Below are 22,737 nucleotides of genomic sequence, written 5' to 3' on the forward strand. Positions count from 1 at the left end.
TCGAAGTGTAGCGCGCCGGCATGACCGCGCCGGCGCGCCATGGGCGGATCAGCGCACGTCGAACTCGCCGACCAGCACCGTCTCCTTGCGCTCGGTCAGGCGCAGCGTCACCTGCTGGTCGCGCTGCGCGGCCGTACCCCAGCCCGTGCTCAGTTGCAGATGCAAGGTGGTGGCACCGGTGACCAGCGGCTGGCGCTCGCCGAAGAAGTTCGCCTCCACCTTGTACTTGCCGGGCTTGGCGGTGCGCAGCGAGAACTCCTCCGGCCCGTAGCCGCCGGTGAAGTCCGGCGACAGCTGGCCGCCCTGGTAGGTCGCGCGGTTTCCGTAAAAGCAGCGCTCGCCATTGGGGTCGGTCACCCACAGGTCCATGTCGCTGTTGTCGCTGTCCCAGTTCAGCACCACGCGCAGGTCCAGCGGCAGGTTGCGCAGCAGCCGTGGATCGACGAAGCCGGTGTCCAGCGGCCGCGGCGCCAGCGCCACGATCGCGTTCAGTTCGTTGAGCGCGATCATGCTCACCCCGTCGAAGCGCGTGTCCCAGTCGCGCACCACCACCTCATACAGCTGTGCGATCGCCGCCTGCGCGTCGCCGCGCGCGGCATAGGCCAGGCCCAGGTCGCGGAAACTCTGCGGCTCCTCTTCGCCCAGCCGCAGCACCTGCTCGAACACCGGCACCGCCAGGTCGGCGCGACCGGCCTGTAGCAGCCGGTAGCCGAGCACGCGCAGCACGTGGCGATTTTCCAGTTGCAGCTCGGCCAGGTTGGAGAGCACCCGCAGGGCCAGGTCGCGCTGGCCGCGCTCGAACAGCACATCGGCCACATCCAGGTAGAACGCCACGCTGTCGGCGTGCGCCGCGCGTTCGCTCAGGTACAACGGATACACCGCGTCCGCCGTGGCCGCCCGCAGACGCCGCGCATACGGCGAATCCGGCTGCCAGGGCTGCACGGCCAGGGAGATCGTGGCCGGAGCCGCCACACGCTCGCGCGCAGTCGCCGACGCGGCCGCGTCGCTGGGCGCGCCGGACGAACCGCCGACGATGTCCAGTTCCAGCGGCGCGAGTGCAGGCGCGGCAGCGGGCATCGGCGCAGGCGCTGCGAGGGCCATGGACCGTTGCGGGCCCGACGGGGCCTGCATGCGCTGATCGGCAGTGTCAGCGGCGGCGATCGCCACTGGCGGCGCGTCCTTGGGAAAGCGCCGCTGCCACCAGGCGACACGCTGCGCGAACGCGTCGGCGATCGCGTCGATGCGTCGCTTGCGCGTGTCGTCCTGCAGCTTCTGCTGCCGCACCTGCGCACCCGCCACCGCCGCACGCAGCGCCGGGGGCGCCGGGATGCCATAGCGGGCGTAGTCGTCGGCATTCTCCAGCACCAGCAACGAGGTGTCGGCGCTGACCAGCCCGAAGCGCGTCGCCAGCGCCTGGCGGCGCGCGGCCGATCCCTGCGGATCGGCGGACAGGCTGCGCAACATGGCCCGTGCCCAGGCGCCCGGCACCAGGTCGCCTGGAACTTCCTCCGCCTCGCGCAACGGCAGACTCAGGCGTCGGGTGCTGGCGGCGGTGGCGATCTCCAGGTGCAGCGTCGCATCGGCGCCGAGCAGGCGCCCGGCGATGCGCAGGTAGCCATCGTCGGCGTCGCGCGAATCGGCGACCAGATCGGCAACGTGGCTACCGTCCAGCGCGACCAGTTCGCCGCCACGCCGCAACAGCCGCTCGCTGGCCAGTTGCACGCCCGGCAGGCCCTGCAATGCGATCGCGCGTCCGCCGCGCGCTTCCGCGATCGCCGCCAGGCGCGCGGCATCGGCGTGCACGCCGGCCGAGTCGATCGCATACAGGCGCTGCCCCGGCGCCAGCGTCGGCATGGTCTGCGCGCCGTAGTTGCCCAGGCCATCGCTGAACAACAGATACTCCTGCACGTGCGCCGCCGGTTGCCAGGCGCCCAGCGCACTGGCGCCGTCGGGCTGCTCGGCCTGCAACGCCGCCTTCAGGGCGCTCCAGTCGCCGTTGCGCACCTGGAACCTGCGCGGCGCCGCGGCACGGTCGCGCAGCACGATCAGATCGACCTGGGCGGTGCCGACCGCGGCGAAATAGCGCTGCAGCAAGGCCAGTTCGGCCGGAATGTCGCGCTGCCGTGCCGAACCGGACGCATCCCAGAGCAGGCCGATGCGTTGCGGCAGCGGGCGCGGGCCATGCAGGTCGGCGATCGGCACCAGCGCCTGGAAGTAGCGCTGGCCATCGTGGAGACCTGTCGCCACGCGCGGCGTGGCGCTTGCGCGCAGCGACAGCACCAGCTCCGACGGCAACTGCGCCGGGCTGCCGGACCAGGATGCGGCGTAGCCACCGTCCGCCGTCGGCAGCAGCCGCATGCCGGACGTCGCCGCGCGTTCATCAGGCGCGGCCTGGGTACTCAGCGCGACCTGCAGCGACCGCGCGCCGACCGCATACGCCAGCGGCAAGCGCCATTGCCAGCCGGCGGCGGTGCGCTGTAGCGATTCGCGATAGACCAGGCGCACATGGCGGCTGCCATGCGCCGGCAGCGGGTAGACGCGCAGCCGGAACTGGTTGCCGGCGGTCTGCTCGAGCAGGCCCGGATCCACGCCGCGCCGCTCGACCGCTTCGAACACCTGGCGCCCGCGCGCCTTGGGCACCGGCACCGCGTCGCGCATCTGCCCGTCGACGTCCAGGGCGAAACCGCTGAGTTGCTGCCCCTCGCGCAGCGGGAACGTCAGCTGCCCCTCCAGCACGCGCGCGTTGGGATTGAAGAACTCCAGCTCCACCGTGGTTTCGGCCAGGCCAGCGGCGGCATGCGCACGCACGGTCGCCGAGCGCAGCTCGACCGGACGTTCGCCGGCGTCGGTGTGCAGCAACGGCGCGACCAATTGCCGCTGCGGCGCGGACTGCGCCCCGGCCGGGACCGCGGCGAGTAACGACAACGAAAGCAACAACACGTACACGCTTCTGCGCATGGTGGACGGCATGGATCGCTCCTTGCTGGGACGGTATGGCTTGAACGTCCGCCGTGACGCGATGGGGTTGCTTGTGTGCGTCCAGACTCAGGCGACGCGCAAGCCCCTCTCCCATCGGGAGAGGGGTTGGGGTGAGGGTCCGGCACAGGCGCGATGCAACAGACGGCGCGAGGCTGCGCCCTACCCTCATCCGGCCCTGCGGGCCACCTTCCCCCAAGAAGGGGGCCATGGTCCCGGTGGGAGAAGGGAAAGCAAAGCCCCTCTCCCTCCGGGAGAGGGGTTGGGGTGAGGGTCCGGCACAGGCGCGATGCAACAGACGGCGCGAGGCTGCGCCCTACCCTCATCCGGCCCTGCGGGCCACCTTCCCCCAAGAAGGGGGCCATGGTCCCGGCGGGAGAAGGAACAGCGAAGCCCCTCTCCCACCGGGAGAGGGGTTGGGGTGAAGGTGCGGCGCAAGGCGTGATGCAACAGACGACGCGAGGCTGCGCCCAACCCTCATCCGGCCCTGCGGGCCACCTTCTCCCGAAGGGAGAAGGAACAGCAAAGCCCCTCTCCCACCGGGAGAGGGGTTGGGGTGAGGGTCCGGCAGCACGCGCAGCGTCAGACCGCCAACTGCTCAGCCATCCAACGGCAGACAGTGCTCCACCACCAGTTGCACCGCATCGCCGCCGCGGTAGTCGTCGGCGACCAGCCGATAGGCGACGTGCACGCGGCGGCCCGGTTCACGACCGTGCCAGCCGTTGAAATGGATCGCGTTCAAGGGTTCGGCACGGCCGGGGCAACGCAGGCTCAGCTTGACGTGGCGCTCCTTCAGCAAGCGCCACTGCACTACTTCGAATTCGCCATCGAACAGCGGCTCGGGGAAGCCCTGCCCCCATGGCCCGCCCTGGCGCAGCGCCTCGGCATGGCGGTGGTCGAGTTCGTGCGGCTCCAGCGCGCCGTCGCTGAGCAGTTCGGCCTGCAGCAGTTCCGCGTCCAGGCTGGCCAGCGCATGCGCGCGGAACACCTCTTCGAACTCGGCCAGCGCGTCCTGCGGCAGGCTCAGGCCCGCGGCCATGGCATGGCCGCCGAACTTCTCCATCAGGCCCGGCCGCTGCGCCTCCACCGCCGCCATCGCGTCGCGGATGTGGAAGCCGGGGATCGAACGCGCCGAGCCGCGCAACTGGGTGCTGCCCGGCTCGGCCGGGGCGAAGGCGATCACCGGCCGATGCAGGCGGTCCTTCATCTTCGAGGCGACCAGGCCGATCACGCCGGGATGCCACTGCGCATCGAACAGGCACACCGCCACCGGCGGCTGCTCGGGCGCGGCCAGCAGCGCCTGCGCCACGACCGCTTCGGCCTCGTCGGTCATCTGCTGCTGCACGGCGCGGCGCTCGGCGTTGATCTCCTCCAGCGTCGCGGCGATCGTGCGCGCCTGTTGCGGGTCCTCGCACAGCAACAACTCGATGCCCAGGGCCATGTCCTCGAGGCGGCCGGCGGCGTTGAGCCGCGGCGCCAGGGCGAAGCCGATGTCGCTGGCGCTGAGCCGCGCCGGGTCGCGGCCGCTGGCTTCGATCAGGGCGCGCAGGCCGAGGCAACCTTCGCCACGCTGCAACCGGCGCAAACCGGCCGAGACCAGCGCGCGGTTGTTGGGATCCAGCGGCACAAGGTCGGCGACGGTGCCGACCGCGACCAGGTCCAGCAGCACACTCAGGTCCGGCGGTGCCGCCACGAACGCGCCGCGCACGCGCAGGTGCCGGCGCAGCGCCAACAGCACGTAGAAGATCACGCCGACCCCGGCCAGCATCTTGCTCGGGAAGGCGTCGCCGGCCAGGTTCGGATCGACGATGGCGTCGGCCGGCGGCAAGGCCGGACCCGGCAGGTGGTGGTCGGTGACCAGCACCTGCCAGCCCAGCGCCTTGGCCGCGGCGACGCCGGCATGGCAGGCGATGCCGTGGTCCACCGTGACCAGCAGGTCCGGCTGCAACGGCGCCAGTTCCGCGACCAGCGCCGGCGACAGACCGTAGCCATGGACCATGCGGTTGGGCACCGCGTGCAGCACCTGCGCGGCGCCGAGCAGGCGCAGCCCGCGCACCGCCACTGCGCAGGCGGTGGCGCCGTCGCAATCGAAATCGCCGACCACCAGGATGCGCTTGCCCGCGGCGATCGCCTCGGCCAGCAATTCCACGGCGGCGTCGATGCCGCTCAGCGCATCCGGCGGCAGCAACTGCGCCAGCTTGGGCTGCGCCAGGCCACTGTCGTGGGCGCCGCGCGCGGCATAGATGCGCCGCAACAGCGGCAACGTCGCCTCGTGCCACGGGCCGGCCGCGGCCGCCGCGGGCCGCCGCACGATGCGCGCGCTGGAACTCATGCGTCCAGGCGCGACAGCGGTCGCCGCCACAGGCGCCAGCGTTGCGCGGGGGCGATGCGGAAACAGGTGCCGTCCCCGAAATCCAGTTGCAGTTGCTGCAACTCGCCGTCGCGCAGCGCCTGCAGCAGCGGCTGCACCACCTCGCCGACGAACTGCTCGGGCGCGCGCAACTGACGCAGGTCGACCAGCGCATCGACCCGCGGCGCCTGCGCATCGGCGACGCCGGCGGCCTGGGCCAGCGCGCGCAACAGCGGATCGCGGCTGCGCACCTGCGCATGCGTAGTGCCGACGGTGGCCGGCAGGCGGCCGCCGCCCCAGAACCACAGCGAATTGATCGCCGGCTGGCCGCGGGCGACGCGTTCGCGGTTCCAGGGATGCTGGTGCAGCACGATCTGCACTTCGGTCAGCAGGGCACGCCAGCGGCGCGCGTCCTCGCCCTGCGGCAGATGATCGAACAGGTCCGCCCCGAGCACCTGCGCCGGTGCCGCGAACACCGGCAGCACGCTGTCGGCCGGCAGGCGCAGATACCAGCGGGTCGGATCGGGCGCGTCCAGGGTCAGCCCGCTTTCGGCGAACACGCCCTGCACCGCCGGCAACAGCGCGTCCAGGTCCACCGCGTCGAGCGGCAGCATGTCGCCATGCGCCATCAGCCGTGCGCCCTGCATGTCCGGCACCACGTAGGCGGGATCGGCGCGCAGCCACAGGCCGTCGCCGGCATCGCCGGCGTCCAGTTGCCGGGTCAGCGCCGCGGCCGGCAGCGATGCTTCCGCCAGCACGAAATGGCGGCGCAACTGCGCCTCGCCGCCGGGCGCGGCCTGCGTGCGGTCGGCGCGGCCGAACGCGCGCGCCACCTCGCCGGCCAGCACGGCGCCGGCCAGGCGGACCCGCTCCGGCAACAGCAAGGTGGCGACCGCCATCGGATCAGCCGACGTAGGCGACGCTGACGATCTCGTACTCGCGGCGTCCGGCCGGGGCATCGATGCTGACGCTGTCGCCTTCCATCTTGCCGATCAGCGCACGCGCCAGCGGCGAAGAGATCGCGATCAGGCCCAGCTTGATGTCCGCTTCGAGGTCGCCGACCAACTGATAGCGCTTCTCTTCGTCGGTCTCCACATCGGCCAGGGTCACGGTGGCGCCGAACACCACCTTGCTGCCGACCGCCAGCTTGCTGACGTCGATGACCTCGGCGTGCGACAGCTCGCTTTCCAGCTGCTTGATGCGGCCTTCGATGAAGCCCTGCTGCTCGCGCGCGGCGTGGTACTCGGCGTTCTCCTTGAGGTCGCCGTGCGCGCGCGCCTCGGCGATCGCGGTGATGACCTCGGGACGCTTGACCGACTTCAGGTGATCCAGTTCCTCGCGCAACCGCTGCGCGCCTTGCATGGTGATCGGGGCTCTCACGCTTCCAGCTCCTTGTGCAGTTCCTGCAGCGCCCAGACCGGACCGGTGCCGCGGAATTCCAGTGAATGCACCAGCGCACGCGCGCCGGCGACCGTGGTCGAATAGGTGACGCGATGCTGCAGGGCTTCGCGGCGGATCGAGAACGAGTCGGAGATCGCCGCCCGGCCCTCGGTGGTGTTGACGATATACACGATTTCGCCGTTCTTGATCAGATCGACGATGTGCGGGCGACCCTCGGCGACCTTGTTCACCTGCTCGCACTGCAGGCCGTGCTGCTGCAGCCAGGCGCAGGTGCCGCGGGTGGCGACCAGGGTGTAGCCGCGCTCGACCAGCGCCTGCGCCACCGGCAGCACGCGCTGCTTGTCCGGATCGCGCACCGACACGAAGGCCTTGCCCAGCGGCGGCGCCTTGATGCCGCCGGCTTCCTGCGCACGCGCGAACGCCGCGCCGAAGCTGCGGCCCACGCCCATCACCTCACCGGTGGAACGCATCTCCGGGCCGAGGATCGGATCGACGCCCTGGAACTTGGCGAACGGGAAGATCGCCTCCTTCACCGAGTAGTAGTCGGGCACGATCTCCTTCAGCGCACCCTGCTCGGCCAGGGTCTTGCCGGCCATGCAGCGCGCGGCGATCTTGGCCAGCGGCACGCCGATCGCCTTGGACACGAACGGCACGGTACGCGAGGCGCGCGGATTCACTTCCAGCAGGTAGACGATGTCGTCGCCGGCATCGTTGACCTGCACCGCGAATTGGGTGTTCATCAGCCCGACCACGTTCAGCGCCTTGGCCAGTTCGACCACCTGGCGGCGCAGCTCGGTCTGGGTGGCCGGCGACAGCGAGTACGGCGGCAGCGAGCAGGACGAATCGCCCGAATGCACGCCGGCTTCCTCGATGTGCTCCATCACGCCGCCGATCAGCACCTCGCCGCTGTGGTCGGCGATGATGTCCACGTCCACTTCCACCGCGTTGTCGAGGAAGCGATCCAGCAGCACCGGCGAATCGTTGGAGACCTTGACCGCGTCGCGCACGTAGCGCGCCAGGTCGGATTCGCCGTAGACGATCTCCATGGCGCGGCCGCCCAGCACGTAGCTCGGGCGCACCACCAGCGGGTAGCCGATCTCGCGCGCCAGCACCAGCGCCTCGTCGGCGTTGCGGGCGATGCGGTTCGGCGGCTGCTTCAGGCCCAGCTTGTCGACCAACTGCTGGAAGCGCTCGCGGTCCTCGGCCAGGTCGATCGAGTCCGGCGAGGTGCCGATCACCGGCACGCCGTTGGCTTCCAGCGCGCGCGCCAGCTTCAGCGGGGTCTGCCCGCCGTACTGCACGATCACGCCCTTGGGCTGCTCCAGCTCGACGATCTCCAGCACGTCTTCCAGGGTCAGCGGCTCGAAGTACAGGCGATCGGAGGTGTCGTAGTCGGTGGACACGGTCTCCGGATTGCAGTTGACCATGATGGTCTCGTAGCCGTCCTCGCGCAGCGCCAGCGCCGCGTGGACGCAGCAGTAGTCGAACTCGATGCCCTGGCCGATGCGGTTGGGGCCGCCGCCGAGGATCATGATCTTGTCGCGATTGCTGGGCGCGGCCTCGCACTCGTCCTCGTAGGTCGAGTACAGGTAGGCGGTGCTGGTTGCGAACTCCGCCGCGCACGAGTCAACGCGCTTGTATACCGGGCGCACCTTGTGCGCGCGGCGCAGCGCGCGCACCGCGGCCTCGTTGGTGCCGCACAGCTCGGCCAGACGCGCATCGGAGAAACCGGCGCGCTTGAGCGTGCGCAGGCGCTTGGCGTCCAGCGCGCCGAGGCCGTCGGCGGCCAGCTGCGCTTCCTGCGCGATCAGGTCTTCCATCTGGTCCAGGAACCAGGGATCGATGAACGACAGCGCGTGCACCTGCTCCACGCTCATGCCGGCGCGAAAGGCGTCGGCGACGTAGAACAGGCGCTCCGGACCGGGAGCCTTCAGCTCGCGCTTGAGCGTGGCCAGGTCGTCTTCGCTGCTCAGGTCCAGGCCGGTCGGGTCCAGCCCGATCTTGCCGGTCTCCAGGCCGCGCAGCGCCTTCTGCAGCGATTCGGAGAAGGTGCGGCCCATCGCCATCACCTCGCCCACCGACTTCATCTGCGTGGTCAGGCGCGCATCGGCCTGCGGGAACTTCTCGAAGGCGAAGCGCGGGATCTTGGTGACCACGTAGTCGATCGACGGCTCGAACGAGGCCGGGGTCAGCCCGCCGGTGATCTCGTTCTTCAGTTCGTCCAGGGTGTAGCCCACCGCCAGCTTGGCCGCGACCTTGGCGATCGGGAAGCCGGTGGCCTTGGAGGCCAGCGCCGAGGAGCGCGACACGCGCGGGTTCATCTCGATCACCACCACGCGGCCGGTCTGCGCGTTGATGCCGAACTGCACGTTGGAACCGCCAGTGTCCACGCCGATCTTGCGCAGCACCGCGATCGAGGCGTCGCGCAGGCGCTGGTATTCCTTGTCGGTGAGGGTCTGCGCCGGGGCCACGGTGATCGAGTCGCCGGTGTGCACGCCCATCGGGTCCAGGTTCTCGATCGAGCAGACGATGATGCAGTTGTCCGCGGTGTCGCGGACCACTTCCATCTCGAACTCCTTCCAGCCCAGCACCGACTCCTCGACCAGCACTTCGCTGGTCGGCGACAGTTCCAGGCCACGGCCGACGATCTCGATCAGTTCCTCGCGGTTGTAGGCGATGCCGCCGCCGCTGCCGCCGAGGGTGAAGCTGGGGCGGATGATGGTCGGGTAGCCGACCGTGGCCTGGATCTCCAGCGCCTCTTCCAGGGTGTGCGCCACTGCCGCCTTCGGGCACTCCAGGCCGATCTCGCCCATCGCCACGCGGAACAGCTCGCGGTCCTCGGCCATGCGGATGGCCTCGCGCTTGGCGCCGATCAGCTCGACGCCGTACTTCTCCAGCACGCCGTGGTCGGCCAGGTCCAGCGCGCAGTTCAGCGCGGTCTGCCCGCCCATCGTCGGCAGCAGCGCGTCGGGCTTTTCCTTGGCGATGATCTTCTCGACCGTCTGCCAGTTGATCGGCTCGATGTACACGGCGTCTGCCATGTTCGGGTCGGTCATGATCGTGGCCGGGTTGCTGTTGACCAGCACCACGCGGTAGCCCTCGTCGCGCAGCGCCTTGCACGCCTGCGCGCCGGAGTAGTCGAACTCGCAGGCCTGGCCGATGACGATCGGGCCGGCGCCGATGATGAGGATGGTTTGGAGGTCGGTGCGCTTGGGCATGGGGGATTCTCAGTAGAGGCGGTCCTGCCACGCCGCGGGGGCGCGCCAGGTGATCTGATCGGGCGAACGCGCATCGATCGCGCCATGGTCGACCGCGGCGCGAACCTCGCGCTGCATCGCGGCCCAACTGCTGGCGGTGGCGCCGATGCGCGCGCCGATCCGGTTGTTGTGGGCGTCCATCGCCCGGCTGGCGTTGCCGTGGCCGTCGCGCTCCATGACCGCCGTGACCCAGTCCACGCAGCGCGGCGACAGGGTGTAGGCGACCACGGCGCTGGCCAGGCTGTGGCGGTACGCATCGGCCGGGCCGTCGCGTCCGCCCGGCAAGCCGGCGCTGAGCCACTGCGGATACACCGCGCCCAGCACGAAGGCCGGATACGCGGCGAGCACCAGCAACGCCGTGGCCGGCCACCGCCAGCGGCGGGTCGGCGACGGCATGGCCGGCGCTGCGGCCATCAGGCGGCGGCCGCCATCAGCGCGGTGAAGCGATCGAACAGCGGCGCCACGTCGCGTGGACCCGGCGACGCTTCGGGGTGGCCCTGGAAGCTGAAGGCCGGCGCGTCGGTGAGCGCAATGCCCTGGTTGCTGCCATCGAACAGCGAGCGATGGGTGACGCGCACGTTGGCCGGCAAGGTCGCCTCGTCCACCGCGAAACCATGGTTCTGCGAGGTGATCATCACCCGGCCGCTGTCCAGGTCCTGCACCGGATGGTTGGCGCCGTGGTGACCGTGGCCCATCTTCAGGGTCTGCGCGCCGGCGGCCAGCGCCAGCAGCTGGTGGCCCAGGCAGATGCCGAAGGTCGGGATCTTGCGCGCCAGCAGTTCCTTGATCGCGGCGATCGCGTAGTCGCACGGCGCCGGGTCGCCGGGGCCGTTGGACAGGAACACGCCGTGCGGGTTCATCGCCAGCACCTCGGCGACCGGCGTCTGCGCCGGCACCACGGTCACCTCGCAGCCGCGCTCGGCGAGCATGCGCAGGATGTTGTGCTTGACCCCGTAGTCGTAGGCGACGACCTTGAACTTGGGCTCGGCCGTGACGAAGGCGTTGCTGTCCAGGTCGAGCTGGCCGTCGCGCCAGGGATAGGACTTGTCGGTGGAGACCACCTTGGCCAGATCCATGCCCTTCAGCCCCGGGAACTTGCGCGCCGCGTCCAGCGCGGTGTCCACGTTCACCTCGCCGGCCATCAGCGCGCCGTTCTGCGAGCCCTTCTCGCGCAGGATGCGGGTCAGCTTGCGGGTGTCGATGCCGGCGATGGCGACCACGCCGCGCTGGATCAGCCAGTCCGGCAGCGCCACCTGGTTGCGCCAGTTGCTGGGGCGGCGCGGCACGTCGCGCACGATCAGGCCGGCCGACCAGACCTGGGCGGCCTCGTCGTCCTGGTCGGTGCAGCCGGTGTTGCCGATATGCGGATACGTCAGCGTGACCAGTTGGCGGGCGTAGGAGGGATCGGTGAGGATCTCCTGGTAGCCGGTCATGGCGGTGTTGAACACCACTTCGCCGACGGACAGGCCGGCAGCGCCTACGGATTCGCCCTCGAACACGGTGCCGTCTTCAAGGACAAGGATTGCGGGTTGAGTCACGGGGTTCGCCTTGGGGAGAGAGGAACCCTGCCCCACCAACTTGCAGGCTGCAAGAAACCGCGAACTCGGCGCTTCTCCGGGTCCGTGGCGATGGGTAACAGGCGAGCGAGAATTGTACCGGCGCGGGGCGGTCCGCGCCAGCCGTTTATGTGAAAACCGCGTTCAGCCGAGCAGGTCGCGCAGCCGATAGGCGCCGGGCGCACGCCCCGGCAGGCGCGCGGCGGCATGCAACGCGCCACGGGCGAAGATGTCGCGGTTGCTGGCGCGGTGCACCAGTTCGACCCGCTCGCCGAGTCCGGCGAACTGCACCAGGTGTTCGCCGACGATGTCGCCGGCGCGCAGGCTGGCGTAGCGCGCGATCGCGCCGCCGTGCGCGGCCGCGTCGCCGAGGGTCAGCGCGGTGCCAGAGGGCGCGTCCTGCTTGTGCACGTGGTGGGATTCGACGATGTCGCAGTCCCAGCCCGGCAGCGCCGCGGCGGCGCGCTCGACCAGATCGTGCAGCACCGCCACGCCCAGGCTGAAGTTCGACGCCCAGATCAAGGGAATGCGTTCGGCGGCAGCGGCCAGCGCCTGCCGCTGCGCGTCCTCCAGCCCGGTGGTGCCGGACACCAGCGCCGCACCGCGCGCGGTGCACAGGGCCAGCACCAGGTCGAAGCCCTGCGGCAGGCTGAAATCGATCGCCACGTCGAAGGCCGGCACGCCGCCCAGTTCGGCTGCGGCGAAGTACGGCACGCCGTCGATCACCCGCTGCGCCGGCGCACGCCGCACCACCGCGGCCACCACTTGCAGCGCCGGGTCCTGCGCGGCCAGCCGCAACAACGCCTGGCCCATCCGGCCGGACGCACCATGGATCAACACACGCAGCGGAGAAGTCGTCATCGGCACAAGGCTAGCGGTTTGCGCGCGGGTGCGACAGAGGGCGCGCACGCCCGAGACGCAAGCGTCCCACGCGCCACCTCGGACGTGGCGATGCTTCCCTCGTCGGGGCTGAAGCCCCTCCCACAAGGGCGTGGCGGCACTGGAAGCGACAAAAAAGCCGCCAGGCGAGGCACCTGGCACCTGCCAAGAGACATCGCAGCCGATCGGACACCCCCTGTGGGAGGGGCTTCAGCCCCGACGCGTTGCACCCACCCAATCGGGCATGCACCTGTCGACGCCACCGCTCCCGCCAAGAGGGGAGCACGCTCGCCGGATCGATCAACCGCCCTACTCGGCCGCCGCCTGCCCCAGCAAGCGCTTGTCCCAATCCTCCACTGCACGCTGCGCCAGGCGCCGCTCGAACAGGGTGCGCCAGTTCGGCACCAGCGGCAGCGCCAGCACCTCCTGCAGTTGCGCCGGGTCGATCTCGCGCCGGTACAGCAGGCCGACCAGCCGCGCCAGCGGCCACTGCGGATACGGACGCTCCAGCAACTCCAGGCGATCGCCGGCGGCGACCTCGCCGGGCTGCAGCACGCGGTAGTACCAGCCGGTGCGGCCGCTGTCCTGCACGCGCCGCGCCAGCGCGGCCACGCCGAACCGGTCGGACAGCTTCCAGCACGGCTGCCGCGACTGCGACACCTCGACCACGGCCGTCCCCAGGCGCAGCCTGTCGCCCAGGCACAGGTCGGCTTCGGTCACCCCGCTACTGCTGAGGTTCTCGCCGAACGCGCCCGGCGCGTCCAGCAAGGCATGTGCGCCGAGTTCCTCGCGCCAGGCCGGGTAGTGATCGCGCGGGTAATGGTGCAAGGCCTTGTCGGGGCCGCCATGCACGCGGCGGTCGCCCTGCTCGTCCAGCTCCAGCCCCTCCGGGCCGATGCGCAGGCGTCCGTCCTGGGGCCGCTTGTCGATCGCGCTGCGGCTGCCCGGGCGGGTGAACGCCTGCGCGCGGCCGACCAGGACCGCGTCGATGGTCCAGGACGCGACGGCGGCATCGGACGACGTCATCGACGGAGGCGACGCCGGACTCAGGCCGTCGCGCGCCGGTGCGCAGCGACCTCGTCCTGCAGCAGCGCACCGAGGATGCGCACGCCGGTCTCGATGCGTTCGGCCGGCACGGTCACGAACGACAGCCGCAGGGTATTGCGCTGCGGCGCGACCGCGAAGAACGGCGCGCCCGGCACGAAGGCCACGTTGCGCTCGATCGCCTTGCTCAGCAGCGCGCCGCCGTCCATGCCCTCCGGCAGTTCGACCCAGATGAACATGCCGCCGGCCGGGCGGTTCCAGCGCACCTGCGCCGGGAAGTACTTGGCCAGGGCGGCCAGCATCTGCTCGCAACGGCTGGCGTACAGCGCACGGATGCCGGGAATATGCGCATCCAGGAACCCGTCCTGCACCGCCTCGTAGACGATGCGCTGGCTGAACGAGGGCGTGTGCAGATCCGCCGCCTGCTTGGCCTGCACCAGCTTGGCATGCACCGGCTCCGGCGCGACCACATAGCCCAGGCGCAGGCCCGGCGCGAACACCTTGGAGAACGAGCCCATGTAGATGGCGCCCTCCGGGTTCATCGACAGCAGGCTCGGCAGCGTGTCGCCGCTGTAGCACAGCTCGCCGTAGGGATCGTCCTCGACGATGGGCACGCCGGCTGCCGCCGCACGCGCTACCAGCGCCTGGCGCCGGTGCAGCGGCAGGCGCCGTCCGGTCGGATTCTGGAAGTTCGGCAGCACGTACATGAAGCGCGCGCCGGCCAGCTGCGCATCGTCCAGCGCGTCCACCACCACGCCGTCGTCGTCCGACTGCATCGCCGCGAACGCCGGCTGGAACAGCGAGAACGCCTGCAGCGCGCCGAGATAGCTGGGCGTTTCCACCAGCACCTTGCTGCCTTCGTCGATGAACACCTTGCCCAGCAGGTCCAGGCCCTGCTGCGAACCGGTGGTGATCAGCACCTGGCTGGGACGGATGTGGGCGCCGTCGCGGCTCAGCCGCGCCGCCACCCATTCGCGCAGCAACAGATAGCCTTCGGTCGGGCCGTACTGCAGCGCCGCCTGTGGCGCGTCGCGCAGGACCTTGTCGCAGGCCTCGCGCATGCGCTCGACCGGGAAGGTATCCGGCGACGGCAGGCCGCCGGCGAAGGAGATCACTTCAGGCCGTTCGGTGACCTTGAGGATTTCGCGGATCGCCGAACTGGTCAGCGCCTGCGCACGGCGGGAAAACTGGAATGGACTGGTCATCGGCATAGGATAGTCGTCGCCATCGCGACGCGCATGTGCGGCGCACAAGCGATGCGCCGGCCAGCAACGGGCGACGCGACTCAGTGCCGCCGCGGCGGCGTCGGCCCGCAGCTGTCGCAGCCGCCACAGGCACCTGCACCGGCGCTGGCCGGCGGTGCGATGCGCCGCCCCAGCGCCTGCAGCCAGGCCGCCCGGCCGGGCTTGAGCAGGCGTAGTGCGAGCGCGCCGCGCAGCTTGCGCGCGGTGCCGGGGAATTGCTTCTTCAACACCACCCAGGCGCTGACCAGTACCGCCAGCGCGATCACCAGGTACTGCAGCAGCAGCGAGGCGCTCATCTCAGCCGGCTCCCAGCGCCACCGCAACCTGGTAGGTGACCAGCGAGGCCAGATACGCCAGCGCGAACAGGTAGAACGCGGCGAAGCTCATCTGCTTCCACGAGTTGGTCTCGCGCTTGATCGTGGCCAGGGTGGAAATGCACATCGGTGCGTAGATGTACCAGACCAGCAACGACAGCGCGGTGGCCAGCGACCAGCCGTCGTGGATCAACGGCGACAGCGCCTGCGCGGCGGCATCGTCGTCGGCCGCCGACAGCGCGTACACCGTCGCCAGCGACGACACGGCCACCTCGCGCGCGGCCAGGCCGGGGATCAGCGCGATACAGATCTGCCAGTTGAAGCCCAGCGGCGAGAACACCGTGGTCATGGCGTGGCCGATGCGGCCGGCGAAGCTGTAGTCGATCGCCGGCAGGGTGGCGTCGGCCGGCGGCGCCGGAAAGTTCAGCAGGAACCACAGCAGGATGGTCAACGCCAGGATGATGCCGCCGACGCGCTTGAGGAAGATCGCCGCGCGCTCCCACAGGCCCAGCGCCAGATCGCGCAGGTGCGGCACGCGGTAGGACGGCAGTTCCAGCAGCAGCGGATGCTCGCCCTTGTCGCGACGCCACTTCTTCATCGTCCACGACACAGCCAAACCACTGACGATCGCTGCCACGTACAGGCCAAACAACACCAGGCCCTGCTGATTGAGCACGCCCCACACCTGCTTCTGCGGCACAAACGCGGCGATCAGCAAGGTGTACACCGGCAGCCGCGCCGAACAGGTCATCAGCGGCGCCACCAGAATGGTCGCCAGGCGATCGCGCGGGTCCTGGATGCTGCGCGTGGACATGATCCCAGGCACGGCGCAGGCGAAGCTGGACAGCAGCGGGATGAACGAGCGCCCGGACAGGCCGGCCGCGGCCATCATGCGGTCGAGCAGGAACGCCGCGCGCGGCAGATAGCCGGATTCCTCCAGCGCCAGGATGAAGGCGAACAGGATCAGGATCTGCGGCAGGAACACCACCACCCCACCGAGGCCGGCGATGATGCCGTCCACCAGCAGGCTGTTCAGCGGCCCCTGCGGCAGCGTTCCGCCGACCCAGACACCGAGCGCCTTGGTCCCACCGTCGATCAGGTCCATCACAGGCTGCGCCCAGGCAAAAACCGCCTGGAAGATCAGGAACATCACCAGCACTAGGGTCAACAGGCCGGCGACCGGATGCAGCAGCCAACGGTCCAGCGCGTCGTCGACGCGCGAGGTGCGGGTCGGCATCGACACCGCCGCCGCCAGGATCGCGCGCACCTGCTGGTGGTAGTCGCCCTGCCCTTCGCTCGGCGCCACCGCGGCCGGCAGTGCCGGCGCCAGCGCGTCCAGCCGCTCGACCAGGGCGCGGGCGCCGTTGCGGCGCACCGCCACGGTCTCGATCACCGGCACGCCCAGCGCCTGTTCCAGCGCCTGGCGGTCGATCTGGATGCCGCGGCGCTGCGCCGCGTCGACCATGTTCAAGGCGACCAGCATCGGCTTGCCCAGCTCGCGCAGTTCCAGCGCGAAGCGCAGGTGCAGGCGCAGGTTGGTGGCGTCGACCACGCAGACCAGCACGTCCGGCGCCGGCTCGCCCGGGTAGAAGCCGCGGCACAGGTCGCGGGTGATCGCCTCGTCCAGGCTGGCCGGCTGCAGGCTGTAGGCGCCGGGCAGATCCAGCACCGCGAACTCGCGCCCGGACGGCGCGCGGAAGCGGCCCTCCTTGCGCTCGACGGTGACGCCGGCGTAGTTCGCGACCTTCTGCTTGCTGCCGGTCAACTGGTTGAACAGCGCGGTCTTGCCGCAGTTCGGGTTGCCGACCAGGGCCAGGCGCAGCGGCGCGGCCACCGCGCTCACGAGCGCACCTCGTCCAGCGCGCTGACCTGCACCCGTGCCGCCTCGCTGCGCCGCAGCGCGAAGCGCGTATAGCCCACCTGCACCAGCAGCGGTTCGCCACCGATCGGCCCGCTGGCCAGCACCTGCACCTGTTCGCCGGCGACGAAGCCCAGCTCGCGCAGACGCCGGGCGATGGCGTCGTTGGCCTGGCGGTCGTGCACGGATTCCACGAGGGCGCTGCTGCGCAACGGCATGTCGGACAACGTCACAGCACGTTCCGTCGATAAGAATGGTTATCAATTGTAGCATCGCCGCGGCGCGTCATGGCGGGACCGGCACGGCCGGCTATGATCGCCGTATGGCTGCCGTTTTCCCTTTGTACGAGCGTGTTCGATGAGCGATGCCCTGTTGTTGCAACGATCCGGCAAGGTCCTGACCCTGCAGTTGAACCGACCCGAGGTCCGCAACGCCTTCGACGCCGCGCTGATCGCCCAGCTCAGCGACGCCCTGCTGCAGATCGGCGCCGATCCGCAGGTGCAGGTGCTGGTCCTGGCCGGTGCCGGCGCGGCGTTCTCGGCCGGCGCCGACCTGCAGTGGATGCGCTCGATGGCCGGCGCCGGCGAACAGGAGAACCTGGACGATGCGCTGGCCCTGGCGCGGCTGATGCGCCTGCTGGACGAACTGCCCAAGCCCACGGTGGCGCGGGTGCAAGGCGCGGCGTTCGGTGGCGCGGTGGGCCTGGTCGCCTGTTGCGACATCGCCGTGGCCGCCACCGATGCGCGCTTCGCGCTTAGCGAAAGCCGGCTGGGCCTGCTGCCGGCGGTGATCTCGCCATACGTGATCGCGGCGATCGGCGCGCGCCAGGCGCGGCGCTGGTTCGCCAGCGCGGAAACCTTCGACGCCGCCACCGCGGCGCAGATCGGCCTGGTCCACCAGGCGGTGGCGCCGGAGGCGCTGGACGCGGCGGTGCAACGCCAGGTCGCCCTGCTCGGCCAGGCCGGGCCGCTGGCCGCCGCCGGCGCCAAGGCGCTGGTGCGGCGGGTCGCGGCCGGTGGCGAGCGCGATGCGCTAGACCAGGCCAACGCCGCCCTGATCGCGCAGTTGCGGGTCTCGGCCGAAGGCCAGGAAGGACTGAATGCGTTCCTGGAGAAACGCGAACCGGCCTGGAGGGCCAGCCGATGAACCCGATCGACCATCTCGGCCTGCGCTGCAGCGACCTCGACCGCAGCCTGGCCTTCTACCGTGCCGCCCTGGCCGCGCTGGAGCTGGACGTGGTGATGCAGGTGAGCGCCGAGGAAAGCGGCGGCCAGCGCCATGTCGGCTTCGGTCGCGACGGCAAGCCCAGCTTCTGGATCGCGGATGGCGGCCGCGACAATGGCGTGCACGTGGCCTTCGTCGCCGCCAGCCGCGCGCAGGTGGACGCGTTCCATCGCGCCGGCCTGGCCGCCGGCGGCCGCGACCACGGCGCACCGGGCCTGCGCCCGCACTACCACCCCGACTACTACGGCGCGTTCCTGCTGGATCCGGACGGCCACAACCTCGAAGCGGTCTGCCACCGCCCGGCAGCAGCCTGATCCACGCTACCTCAGTGCGCGCTGTGCACCTGGCGCCAGCCATGCCTGCCGCCGCTTCATCGCCTCTCTTCATCAGGAATCCCATGACCCTCTTTGCTTCCCGCTTCGTGCGCAGCGCCCGGCCAACGGCGCAGGAATCCCGCGAATGAGCGACCGCGTGCGCATCGTCGAAGTCGGCCCGCGCGACGGCCTGCAGAACGAGAAGGCCTGGGTCGCCACCGCCGACAAGATCGAGCTGATCGCGCGGCTGGGCCGCACCGGCCTGCACAGCATCGAGGCGACCAGCTTCGTCAGCCCCAAATGGGTGCCGCAACTGGCCGATGCGGCCGAGGTCTATGCCGGCATCGCGCAGGTGCCGGGGGTGGACTATCCGGTGCTGGTGCCGAACCTGCAGGGCTACGAGCGCGCCGCCGCGGTCGGGGTGCGCGAGGTGGCGGTGTTCACCGCCGCCTCGGAGACCTTCAACCGCACCAATACCAATGCCGGCATCGACGAATCGCTGGCGCGCTTCGCCCCGGTGCTGGAGCGCGCGGCGGCGGACGGGATCAAGGTGCGCGGCTACGTGTCCACCGTGCTCGGCTGTCCGTACCAGGGCGCGGTGCCGCTGGCCGACGTGGTGCGGGTGGCGCAGCGGCTGCATGCGATGGGCTGCTACGAGATCTCGCTGGGCGACACCATCGGCGTGGGCACGCCGGGCAAGGCGCGGGCGATGCTGCGCGCGGTCGCCGCCGTGGTGCCGATGGACGCATTGGCGGTGCACTTCCACGACACCTACGGCCAGGCCCTGGCCAACATCGCCGCCTGCCTGGAAGAAGGCGTGCGCGTGGTCGATGCCGCGGTGTCCGGCGCCGGCGGCTGCCCCTACGCCAAGGGTGCCAGTGGCAACGTGGCCAGCGAGGACGTGGTCTACCTGCTGCACGGCAATGGCGTGGAGACCGGGATCGACCTGCCCGCGCTGGCCGCGACCGGCCGCTGGCTGGCGCAGAAACTGGGCCGGCCGACCGGCAGCAAGGTCGGCCAGGCGCTGGCCGCCGAGGGCTGAGCCGCAGCAGTTCCTTACCCGGCGACGGACCTGCACGCCGCGGCCCGTCGCCGATCTCGCCGCGATGGGGCGGCAGCCTCTAAACTGGGCGTTTTCCTAGGAGGGAACATCCATGCAGCTTGCCGATCTCAAAGCGGTGGTCACCGGCGGCGTGTCCGGCCTCGGCCTGGCGGTGGCGCAGCGCATCGTCGCCGAAGGCGGCAAGGTCGCGCTGTTCGATCTGAACGACGACAAGGGCGCGGCCGCGGTCGCCGCGCTGGGTGCGGAGCGGGCCTGCTACCTGCGCACCGACGTCAGCGACGAGGCCCAGGTGGCGGCGCAGCTGGCGGCGGCACGCGATTTCCTCGGCGGCCTCAATGCCGCGGTCAACTGCGCCGGCATCCTCGGCGCCGGCCGCGTGCTCGGCAAGGAAGCGCCGATGCCGCTGGCCACCTTCCAGGGCACGGTGATGGTCAACCTGGTCGGCAGCTTCAACGTCGCCAAGGCCGCCGCCGACCTGATGCAGCACAACGCCCCGGGCGAGGACGACGAGCGCGGCGTCATCGTCAACACCGCCAGCGTCGCCGCCTACGAGGGCCAGATCGGCCAGGCCGCCTACGCCGCGTCCAAGGGCGGCGTGGTGGCGATGACCCTGCCGATGGCGCGCGAACTGGCGCGCTTCGGCATCCGCGTCAACACCATCGCCCCGGGCATCTTCTGGACCCCGATGGTCGACGGCATGCCCGAGGCCGTGCAGCAGTCGCTGGCCGCCTCGATCCCGTATCCTTCGCGTCTCGGCCGCCCGGACGAATTCGCCGACACGGTGATGTTCCTGCTGCGCAACCGCTACCTCAACGGCGAAACCATCCGCCTCGACGGCGCGGTGCGGTTGGCGCCTAAGTAGCCGGGAATGGAGAATGGGGAATGGGGAATCGCAACGGCGTTTCCCTTCCGCTGATCCTCTCCGCCTGCTTGACCCTGTTTCGATTCCCTATTCCCCATTCCCGATTCCCAGCCCTCATGAAAGCCAACGAAATCAAGAAAGGCAACGTCGTCGAGTACAACAACGGCGTGTACCAGATCCGCGACATCGAGCGCAGCTCGCCGCAGGGCCGCGGCGGCAACGTGCGCTTCCGCTTCGTGATGTACAGCGTGCCGGGCGGCAACAAGCTCGATGCCAGCTTCGACGGCGACGACGACCTGCGCGAAGTCGAGCTGATGCGCCGCCAGTCCACCTTCTCGTACAAGGACGGCGAGGCCTTCGTGTTCCTCGACGACGAGGACTACACCCCCTACACCCTGGACGCCGATGCGATCGGCACCGACGCCGGCTACATCACCGACGGCCTCAGCGGCATCTACGTGCAGGTCATCGACGACCAGCCGGTGGCGATCCAGCTGCCGCAGAGCGTGACCCTGGAAGTGATCGAGACCCCGCCGGAACTCAAGGGCGGCACCGCCACCAAGCGCCCGAAGCCGGCCAAGCTCAACACCGGGATCGAGATCATGGTGCCGGAGTACATCGGCAACGGCGAGCGCGTGCTGGTCAACACCACCACCGGCGAGTTCGCCGGTCGCGCCGACTGAGCCCATGCGCGGGCGCCGTGTCACCCACGTCTCCCGCACAGGCAGCGCCGCGCATGCGCCGCGGCCCGCCTGCCTCGGCCTGCTGCTGGCCGTGCCGGTGCTGGCCCTCGCCGCGCCGGCGACGCCGGCCACGGCGGCCGCCCCCAAGCCCGCGTGCACGATTCCCGACGCGGTCGATCCCGAGCACCACGACGGTTTCTGCACGCTGCCCGCGCCGATCCGCGCCTTCGTCGCGCGCCAGGACACCTGCACCCATTTCGCCGGCGAAGAGCCCTACGACGCGGCGCGGCGGCGCGAACTGGAGCAGGCGATGGCCAAGTACTGCGACGGCAACGAACAGACTTGGGCGACGCTGCGCGCGCAGTACCGCCAGGATCCGCCGCGCGACGCCTGGCTGCGCCGCTACGGCGAGGATGCGGGTCTCGAGCTGCCGTGATGACGGCTTGCCGGCCGGCAAGGTGGCGCCATTGCGGGCATCGGCGTCGGCCCTGACGGCCGTCGACATCGGCCTGCTTCGCGTCTTCGCTCGTCGCGGCTGAAGCCGCCCCTATATAAATGGGTTGGAAGCTGCGCCGCGTTTCTGTAGGAGGGACTTCAGGGCACCTCTAAAAACCCCGCCTTTGGCATCATTGGTCTGGAGAACACGCCGAGGACGCCACGATGATCAGCCTGTTTGCCGGCCACGAACGCGAAGCCAAGCGGCAGCAGATCGGCGATCCTCTGGCTCTGCTGTCACGGCATATCGACTTTGCCGGGATTGCTCACGTCGTAGACGCGAAGCTGTCCTTGGGTACTGGCAAGCGCGGTGGCCGTCCGGCTTGGCCGACGCAGGTGATGATCAAGCTGCTGCTGTTGCAGCAGTTGTACAACCTCTCCGACGATGCGCTGGAGTACCAGGTGCTGGATCGGCGCAGCTTCCAGCAATTCCTCGGACTGGAACACAGCGGCAAGGTGCCCGACGCCAAGACGATCTGGGTGTGGCGCGAACGGCTCAAGACCAAGGATCTGATGGGCGACATCAGCGCGGCGATCGGTGAGCAATTGCAACGTGCCGGGTTCATTGCCCGCGGCGGTCAGATCATCGACGCCAGCATCGTCAGCGCTCCGATCCAGCGCAACACGCGCGAAGAGAACGCGCAGATCAAGCAGGGCGATGACGTCGGCCAGGACTGGAGCGATGCCAAGCGTGCGCAGAAGGATATGCAGGCACGTTGGACCAGGAAGCATGGGGTGGCGTTCTACGGCTACAAGCTGCACGCCAGCACGGACCGTCGCTGGGGCTTCATCCGCCGCTACGACGTGAGCGCGGCCAACGTGCACGACAGCCGTCACTTCGAGCAGGTGCTGGACCCGGACAACACCGGCCGCACGGTATGGGCCGATAGCGGGTATGCCGATGCAGCGCGGGAAGCAGACCTGAAAAGGCGTGGTTACCGCCCCGCGATCCAACATCAAGGGCATGCGCGCAAGCCCTTGAGCGAGGCAGCAAAGCGCCGGAACCGTCGAATTGCCAAGGATCGGGTGTTCGGCGAGCACCCGTTTGCGCGCTTGGCCCAACAAGGCGGCAAGTTCGTACGCTGCATCGGCTTGGCGCGGGCAAAGGTGGTGATCGGGCTGAAGGTCGCCAGCCATAACGTGATGCGGCTGGCACGGCTACAGGAGCGGGCCATGGCGCCAGCGTGATCGGCTGAGGTAGCCCAGCGGCCACCTCA

General features: G+C 70.2%; 20 protein-coding genes. 7 read left to right on the forward strand and 13 right to left on the reverse strand.

The window, feature by feature from the left end; genetic code table 11:
• Positions 1-48 precede the first annotated feature (48 nt).
• The 13 genes from RAB70_RS14425 to RAB70_RS14485 form a co-directional block, all read right to left on the reverse strand.
• Positions 49-2,970, reverse strand: coding sequence for a VIT domain-containing protein (locus tag RAB70_RS14425; RefSeq protein ID WP_225851587.1), 2,922 nt, complete (start codon positions 2,968-2,970; stop codon positions 49-51).
• Positions 2,971-3,574: 604 nt separating this feature from the next.
• Positions 3,575-5,308, reverse strand: coding sequence for a single-stranded-DNA-specific exonuclease RecJ (recJ, locus tag RAB70_RS14430; RefSeq protein ID WP_148828373.1), 1,734 nt, complete (start codon positions 5,306-5,308; stop codon positions 3,575-3,577).
• Entirely contained in the window at positions 5,305-6,225 is a 921-nt protein-coding gene (locus RAB70_RS14435) for a phosphoglycerate mutase (RefSeq protein WP_148828374.1), read from the reverse strand. The genes recJ and RAB70_RS14435 overlap by 4 nt, the downstream gene beginning before the upstream one ends.
• Positions 6,226-6,229: 4 nt before the next feature.
• Positions 6,230-6,694, reverse strand: coding sequence for a transcription elongation factor GreA (greA, locus tag RAB70_RS14440; RefSeq protein WP_026143501.1), 465 nt, complete (start codon positions 6,692-6,694; stop codon positions 6,230-6,232).
• Positions 6,695-6,702: 8 nt separating this feature from the next.
• Positions 6,703-9,945 carry a carbamoyl-phosphate synthase large subunit gene (carB, locus tag RAB70_RS14445; RefSeq protein WP_148828375.1) on the reverse strand — a complete coding sequence of 1,081 codons (3,243 nt, stop codon included), beginning with the start codon at positions 9,943-9,945 and terminating at the stop codon, positions 6,703-6,705.
• Between the two features lie 9 nt (positions 9,946-9,954).
• Complete coding sequence (locus tag RAB70_RS14450) at positions 9,955-10,398, reverse strand: DUF6973 domain-containing protein (protein WP_043091930.1); 444 nt, start codon at positions 10,396-10,398, stop codon at positions 9,955-9,957.
• The gene (gene carA, locus RAB70_RS14455; RefSeq protein WP_148828376.1) at positions 10,398-11,522 is read right to left on the reverse strand and encodes a glutamine-hydrolyzing carbamoyl-phosphate synthase small subunit; all 1,125 of its coding nucleotides are present in this window, start codon (positions 11,520-11,522) and stop codon (positions 10,398-10,400) included. Before carA ends, RAB70_RS14450 begins: the two co-directional genes overlap by 1 nt.
• A 162-nt stretch (positions 11,523-11,684) precedes the next feature.
• Entirely contained in the window at positions 11,685-12,401 is a 717-nt protein-coding gene (gene dapB / locus RAB70_RS14460; RefSeq protein ID WP_148828377.1) for a 4-hydroxy-tetrahydrodipicolinate reductase, read from the reverse strand.
• A 327-nt stretch (positions 12,402-12,728) separates the two neighbouring features.
• Positions 12,729-13,445, reverse strand: coding sequence for an MOSC domain-containing protein (locus RAB70_RS14465; RefSeq protein WP_148828378.1), 717 nt, complete (start codon positions 13,443-13,445; stop codon positions 12,729-12,731).
• A 20-nt stretch (positions 13,446-13,465) separates the two neighbouring features.
• Positions 13,466-14,674: a PLP-dependent aminotransferase family protein gene (locus RAB70_RS14470; RefSeq protein ID WP_148828379.1), complete on the reverse strand. Its 1,209-nt coding sequence runs from the start codon at positions 14,672-14,674 to the stop codon at positions 13,466-13,468.
• Between the two features lie 74 nt (positions 14,675-14,748).
• Positions 14,749-15,003, reverse strand: a complete 255-nt coding sequence (locus RAB70_RS14475) for a DUF6587 family protein (RefSeq protein WP_148828380.1) — start codon at positions 15,001-15,003, stop codon at positions 14,749-14,751.
• Between the two features lies 1 nt (position 15,004).
• Complete coding sequence (gene feoB, locus RAB70_RS14480) at positions 15,005-16,864, reverse strand: ferrous iron transport protein B (protein ID WP_148828381.1); 1,860 nt, start codon at positions 16,862-16,864, stop codon at positions 15,005-15,007.
• Positions 16,861-17,112 carry a FeoA family protein gene (locus tag RAB70_RS14485; protein WP_026144392.1) on the reverse strand — a complete coding sequence of 84 codons (252 nt, stop codon included), beginning with the start codon at positions 17,110-17,112 and terminating at the stop codon, positions 16,861-16,863. The genes feoB and RAB70_RS14485 overlap by 4 nt, the downstream gene beginning before the upstream one ends.
• A 124-nt stretch (positions 17,113-17,236) precedes the next feature.
• On the opposite strand from RAB70_RS14485, the gene RAB70_RS14490 reads away from it, so the two are divergent.
• The 7 genes from RAB70_RS14490 (at position 17,237) to RAB70_RS14520 (ending at position 22,708) form a co-directional block, all read left to right on the forward strand.
• The gene (locus RAB70_RS14490; RefSeq protein ID WP_148828382.1) at positions 17,237-18,025 is read left to right on the forward strand and encodes an enoyl-CoA hydratase-related protein; all 789 of its coding nucleotides are present in this window, start codon (positions 17,237-17,239) and stop codon (positions 18,023-18,025) included.
• Positions 18,022-18,417: a VOC family protein gene (locus RAB70_RS14495; RefSeq protein ID WP_148828383.1), complete on the forward strand. Its 396-nt coding sequence runs from the start codon at positions 18,022-18,024 to the stop codon at positions 18,415-18,417. Before RAB70_RS14490 ends, RAB70_RS14495 begins: the two co-directional genes overlap by 4 nt.
• A gap of 145 nt (positions 18,418-18,562) precedes the next feature.
• Positions 18,563-19,459, forward strand: a complete 897-nt coding sequence (locus RAB70_RS14500) for a hydroxymethylglutaryl-CoA lyase (RefSeq protein ID WP_148828384.1) — start codon at positions 18,563-18,565, stop codon at positions 19,457-19,459.
• 112 nt (positions 19,460-19,571) lie between these two features.
• Complete coding sequence (locus RAB70_RS14505; protein WP_148828385.1) at positions 19,572-20,342, forward strand: SDR family oxidoreductase; 771 nt, start codon at positions 19,572-19,574, stop codon at positions 20,340-20,342.
• Between the two features lie 116 nt (positions 20,343-20,458).
• Complete coding sequence (gene yeiP / locus RAB70_RS14510; RefSeq protein ID WP_017912214.1) at positions 20,459-21,025, forward strand: elongation factor P-like protein YeiP; 567 nt, start codon at positions 20,459-20,461, stop codon at positions 21,023-21,025.
• Positions 21,026-21,029: 4 nt separating this feature from the next.
• On the forward strand, positions 21,030-21,461 hold the full coding sequence (locus RAB70_RS14515; protein WP_148828386.1) for a hypothetical protein: 432 nt from the start codon (positions 21,030-21,032) through the stop codon (positions 21,459-21,461).
• A 224-nt stretch (positions 21,462-21,685) separates the two neighbouring features.
• On the forward strand, positions 21,686-22,708 hold the full coding sequence (locus RAB70_RS14520) for an IS5 family transposase (RefSeq protein WP_148829423.1): 1,023 nt from the start codon (positions 21,686-21,688) through the stop codon (positions 22,706-22,708).
• Positions 22,709-22,737 lie beyond the last annotated feature (29 nt).

The organism is Xanthomonas sontii, assembly GCF_040529055.1.
GTDB classification, from domain to species: Bacteria; Pseudomonadota; Gammaproteobacteria; order Xanthomonadales; family Xanthomonadaceae; genus Xanthomonas_A; species Xanthomonas_A sontii.

What these genes read in the sequence shown, in the direction of transcription:
- recJ (WP_148828373.1), bottom strand. Translation starts at nt 5,308, where the DNA reads ATGAGTTCCAGCGCGCGCATCGTGCGGCGGCCCGCGGCGGCCGCGGCC.
- RAB70_RS14435 (WP_148828374.1), bottom strand. Translation starts at nt 6,225, where the DNA reads ATGGCGGTCGCCACCTTGCTGTTGCCGGAGCGGGTCCGCCTGGCCGGC.
- RAB70_RS14520 (WP_148829423.1), top strand. Translation starts at nt 21,686, where the DNA reads ATGATCAGCCTGTTTGCCGGCCACGAACGCGAAGCCAAGCGGCAGCAG.
- RAB70_RS14470 (WP_148828379.1), bottom strand. Translation starts at nt 14,674, where the DNA reads ATGCCGATGACCAGTCCATTCCAGTTTTCCCGCCGTGCGCAGGCGCTG.
- yeiP (WP_017912214.1), top strand. Translation starts at nt 20,459, where the DNA reads ATGAAAGCCAACGAAATCAAGAAAGGCAACGTCGTCGAGTACAACAAC.
- carB (WP_148828375.1), bottom strand. Translation starts at nt 9,945, where the DNA reads ATGCCCAAGCGCACCGACCTCCAAACCATCCTCATCATCGGCGCCGGC.
- RAB70_RS14450 (WP_043091930.1), bottom strand. Translation starts at nt 10,398, where the DNA reads ATGGCCGCAGCGCCGGCCATGCCGTCGCCGACCCGCCGCTGGCGGTGG.
- RAB70_RS14425 (WP_225851587.1), bottom strand. Translation starts at nt 2,970, where the DNA reads ATGCCGTCCACCATGCGCAGAAGCGTGTACGTGTTGTTGCTTTCGTTG.
- RAB70_RS14475 (WP_148828380.1), bottom strand. Translation starts at nt 15,003, where the DNA reads ATGAGCGCCTCGCTGCTGCTGCAGTACCTGGTGATCGCGCTGGCGGTA.
- RAB70_RS14505 (WP_148828385.1), top strand. Translation starts at nt 19,572, where the DNA reads ATGCAGCTTGCCGATCTCAAAGCGGTGGTCACCGGCGGCGTGTCCGGC.
- RAB70_RS14495 (WP_148828383.1), top strand. Translation starts at nt 18,022, where the DNA reads ATGAACCCGATCGACCATCTCGGCCTGCGCTGCAGCGACCTCGACCGC.
- RAB70_RS14465 (WP_148828378.1), bottom strand. Translation starts at nt 13,445, where the DNA reads ATGACGTCGTCCGATGCCGCCGTCGCGTCCTGGACCATCGACGCGGTC.
- dapB (WP_148828377.1), bottom strand. Translation starts at nt 12,401, where the DNA reads ATGACGACTTCTCCGCTGCGTGTGTTGATCCATGGTGCGTCCGGCCGG.
- RAB70_RS14500 (WP_148828384.1), top strand. Translation starts at nt 18,563, where the DNA reads ATGAGCGACCGCGTGCGCATCGTCGAAGTCGGCCCGCGCGACGGCCTG.
- RAB70_RS14515 (WP_148828386.1), top strand. Translation starts at nt 21,030, where the DNA reads ATGCGCGGGCGCCGTGTCACCCACGTCTCCCGCACAGGCAGCGCCGCG.
- RAB70_RS14490 (WP_148828382.1), top strand. Translation starts at nt 17,237, where the DNA reads ATGAGCGATGCCCTGTTGTTGCAACGATCCGGCAAGGTCCTGACCCTG.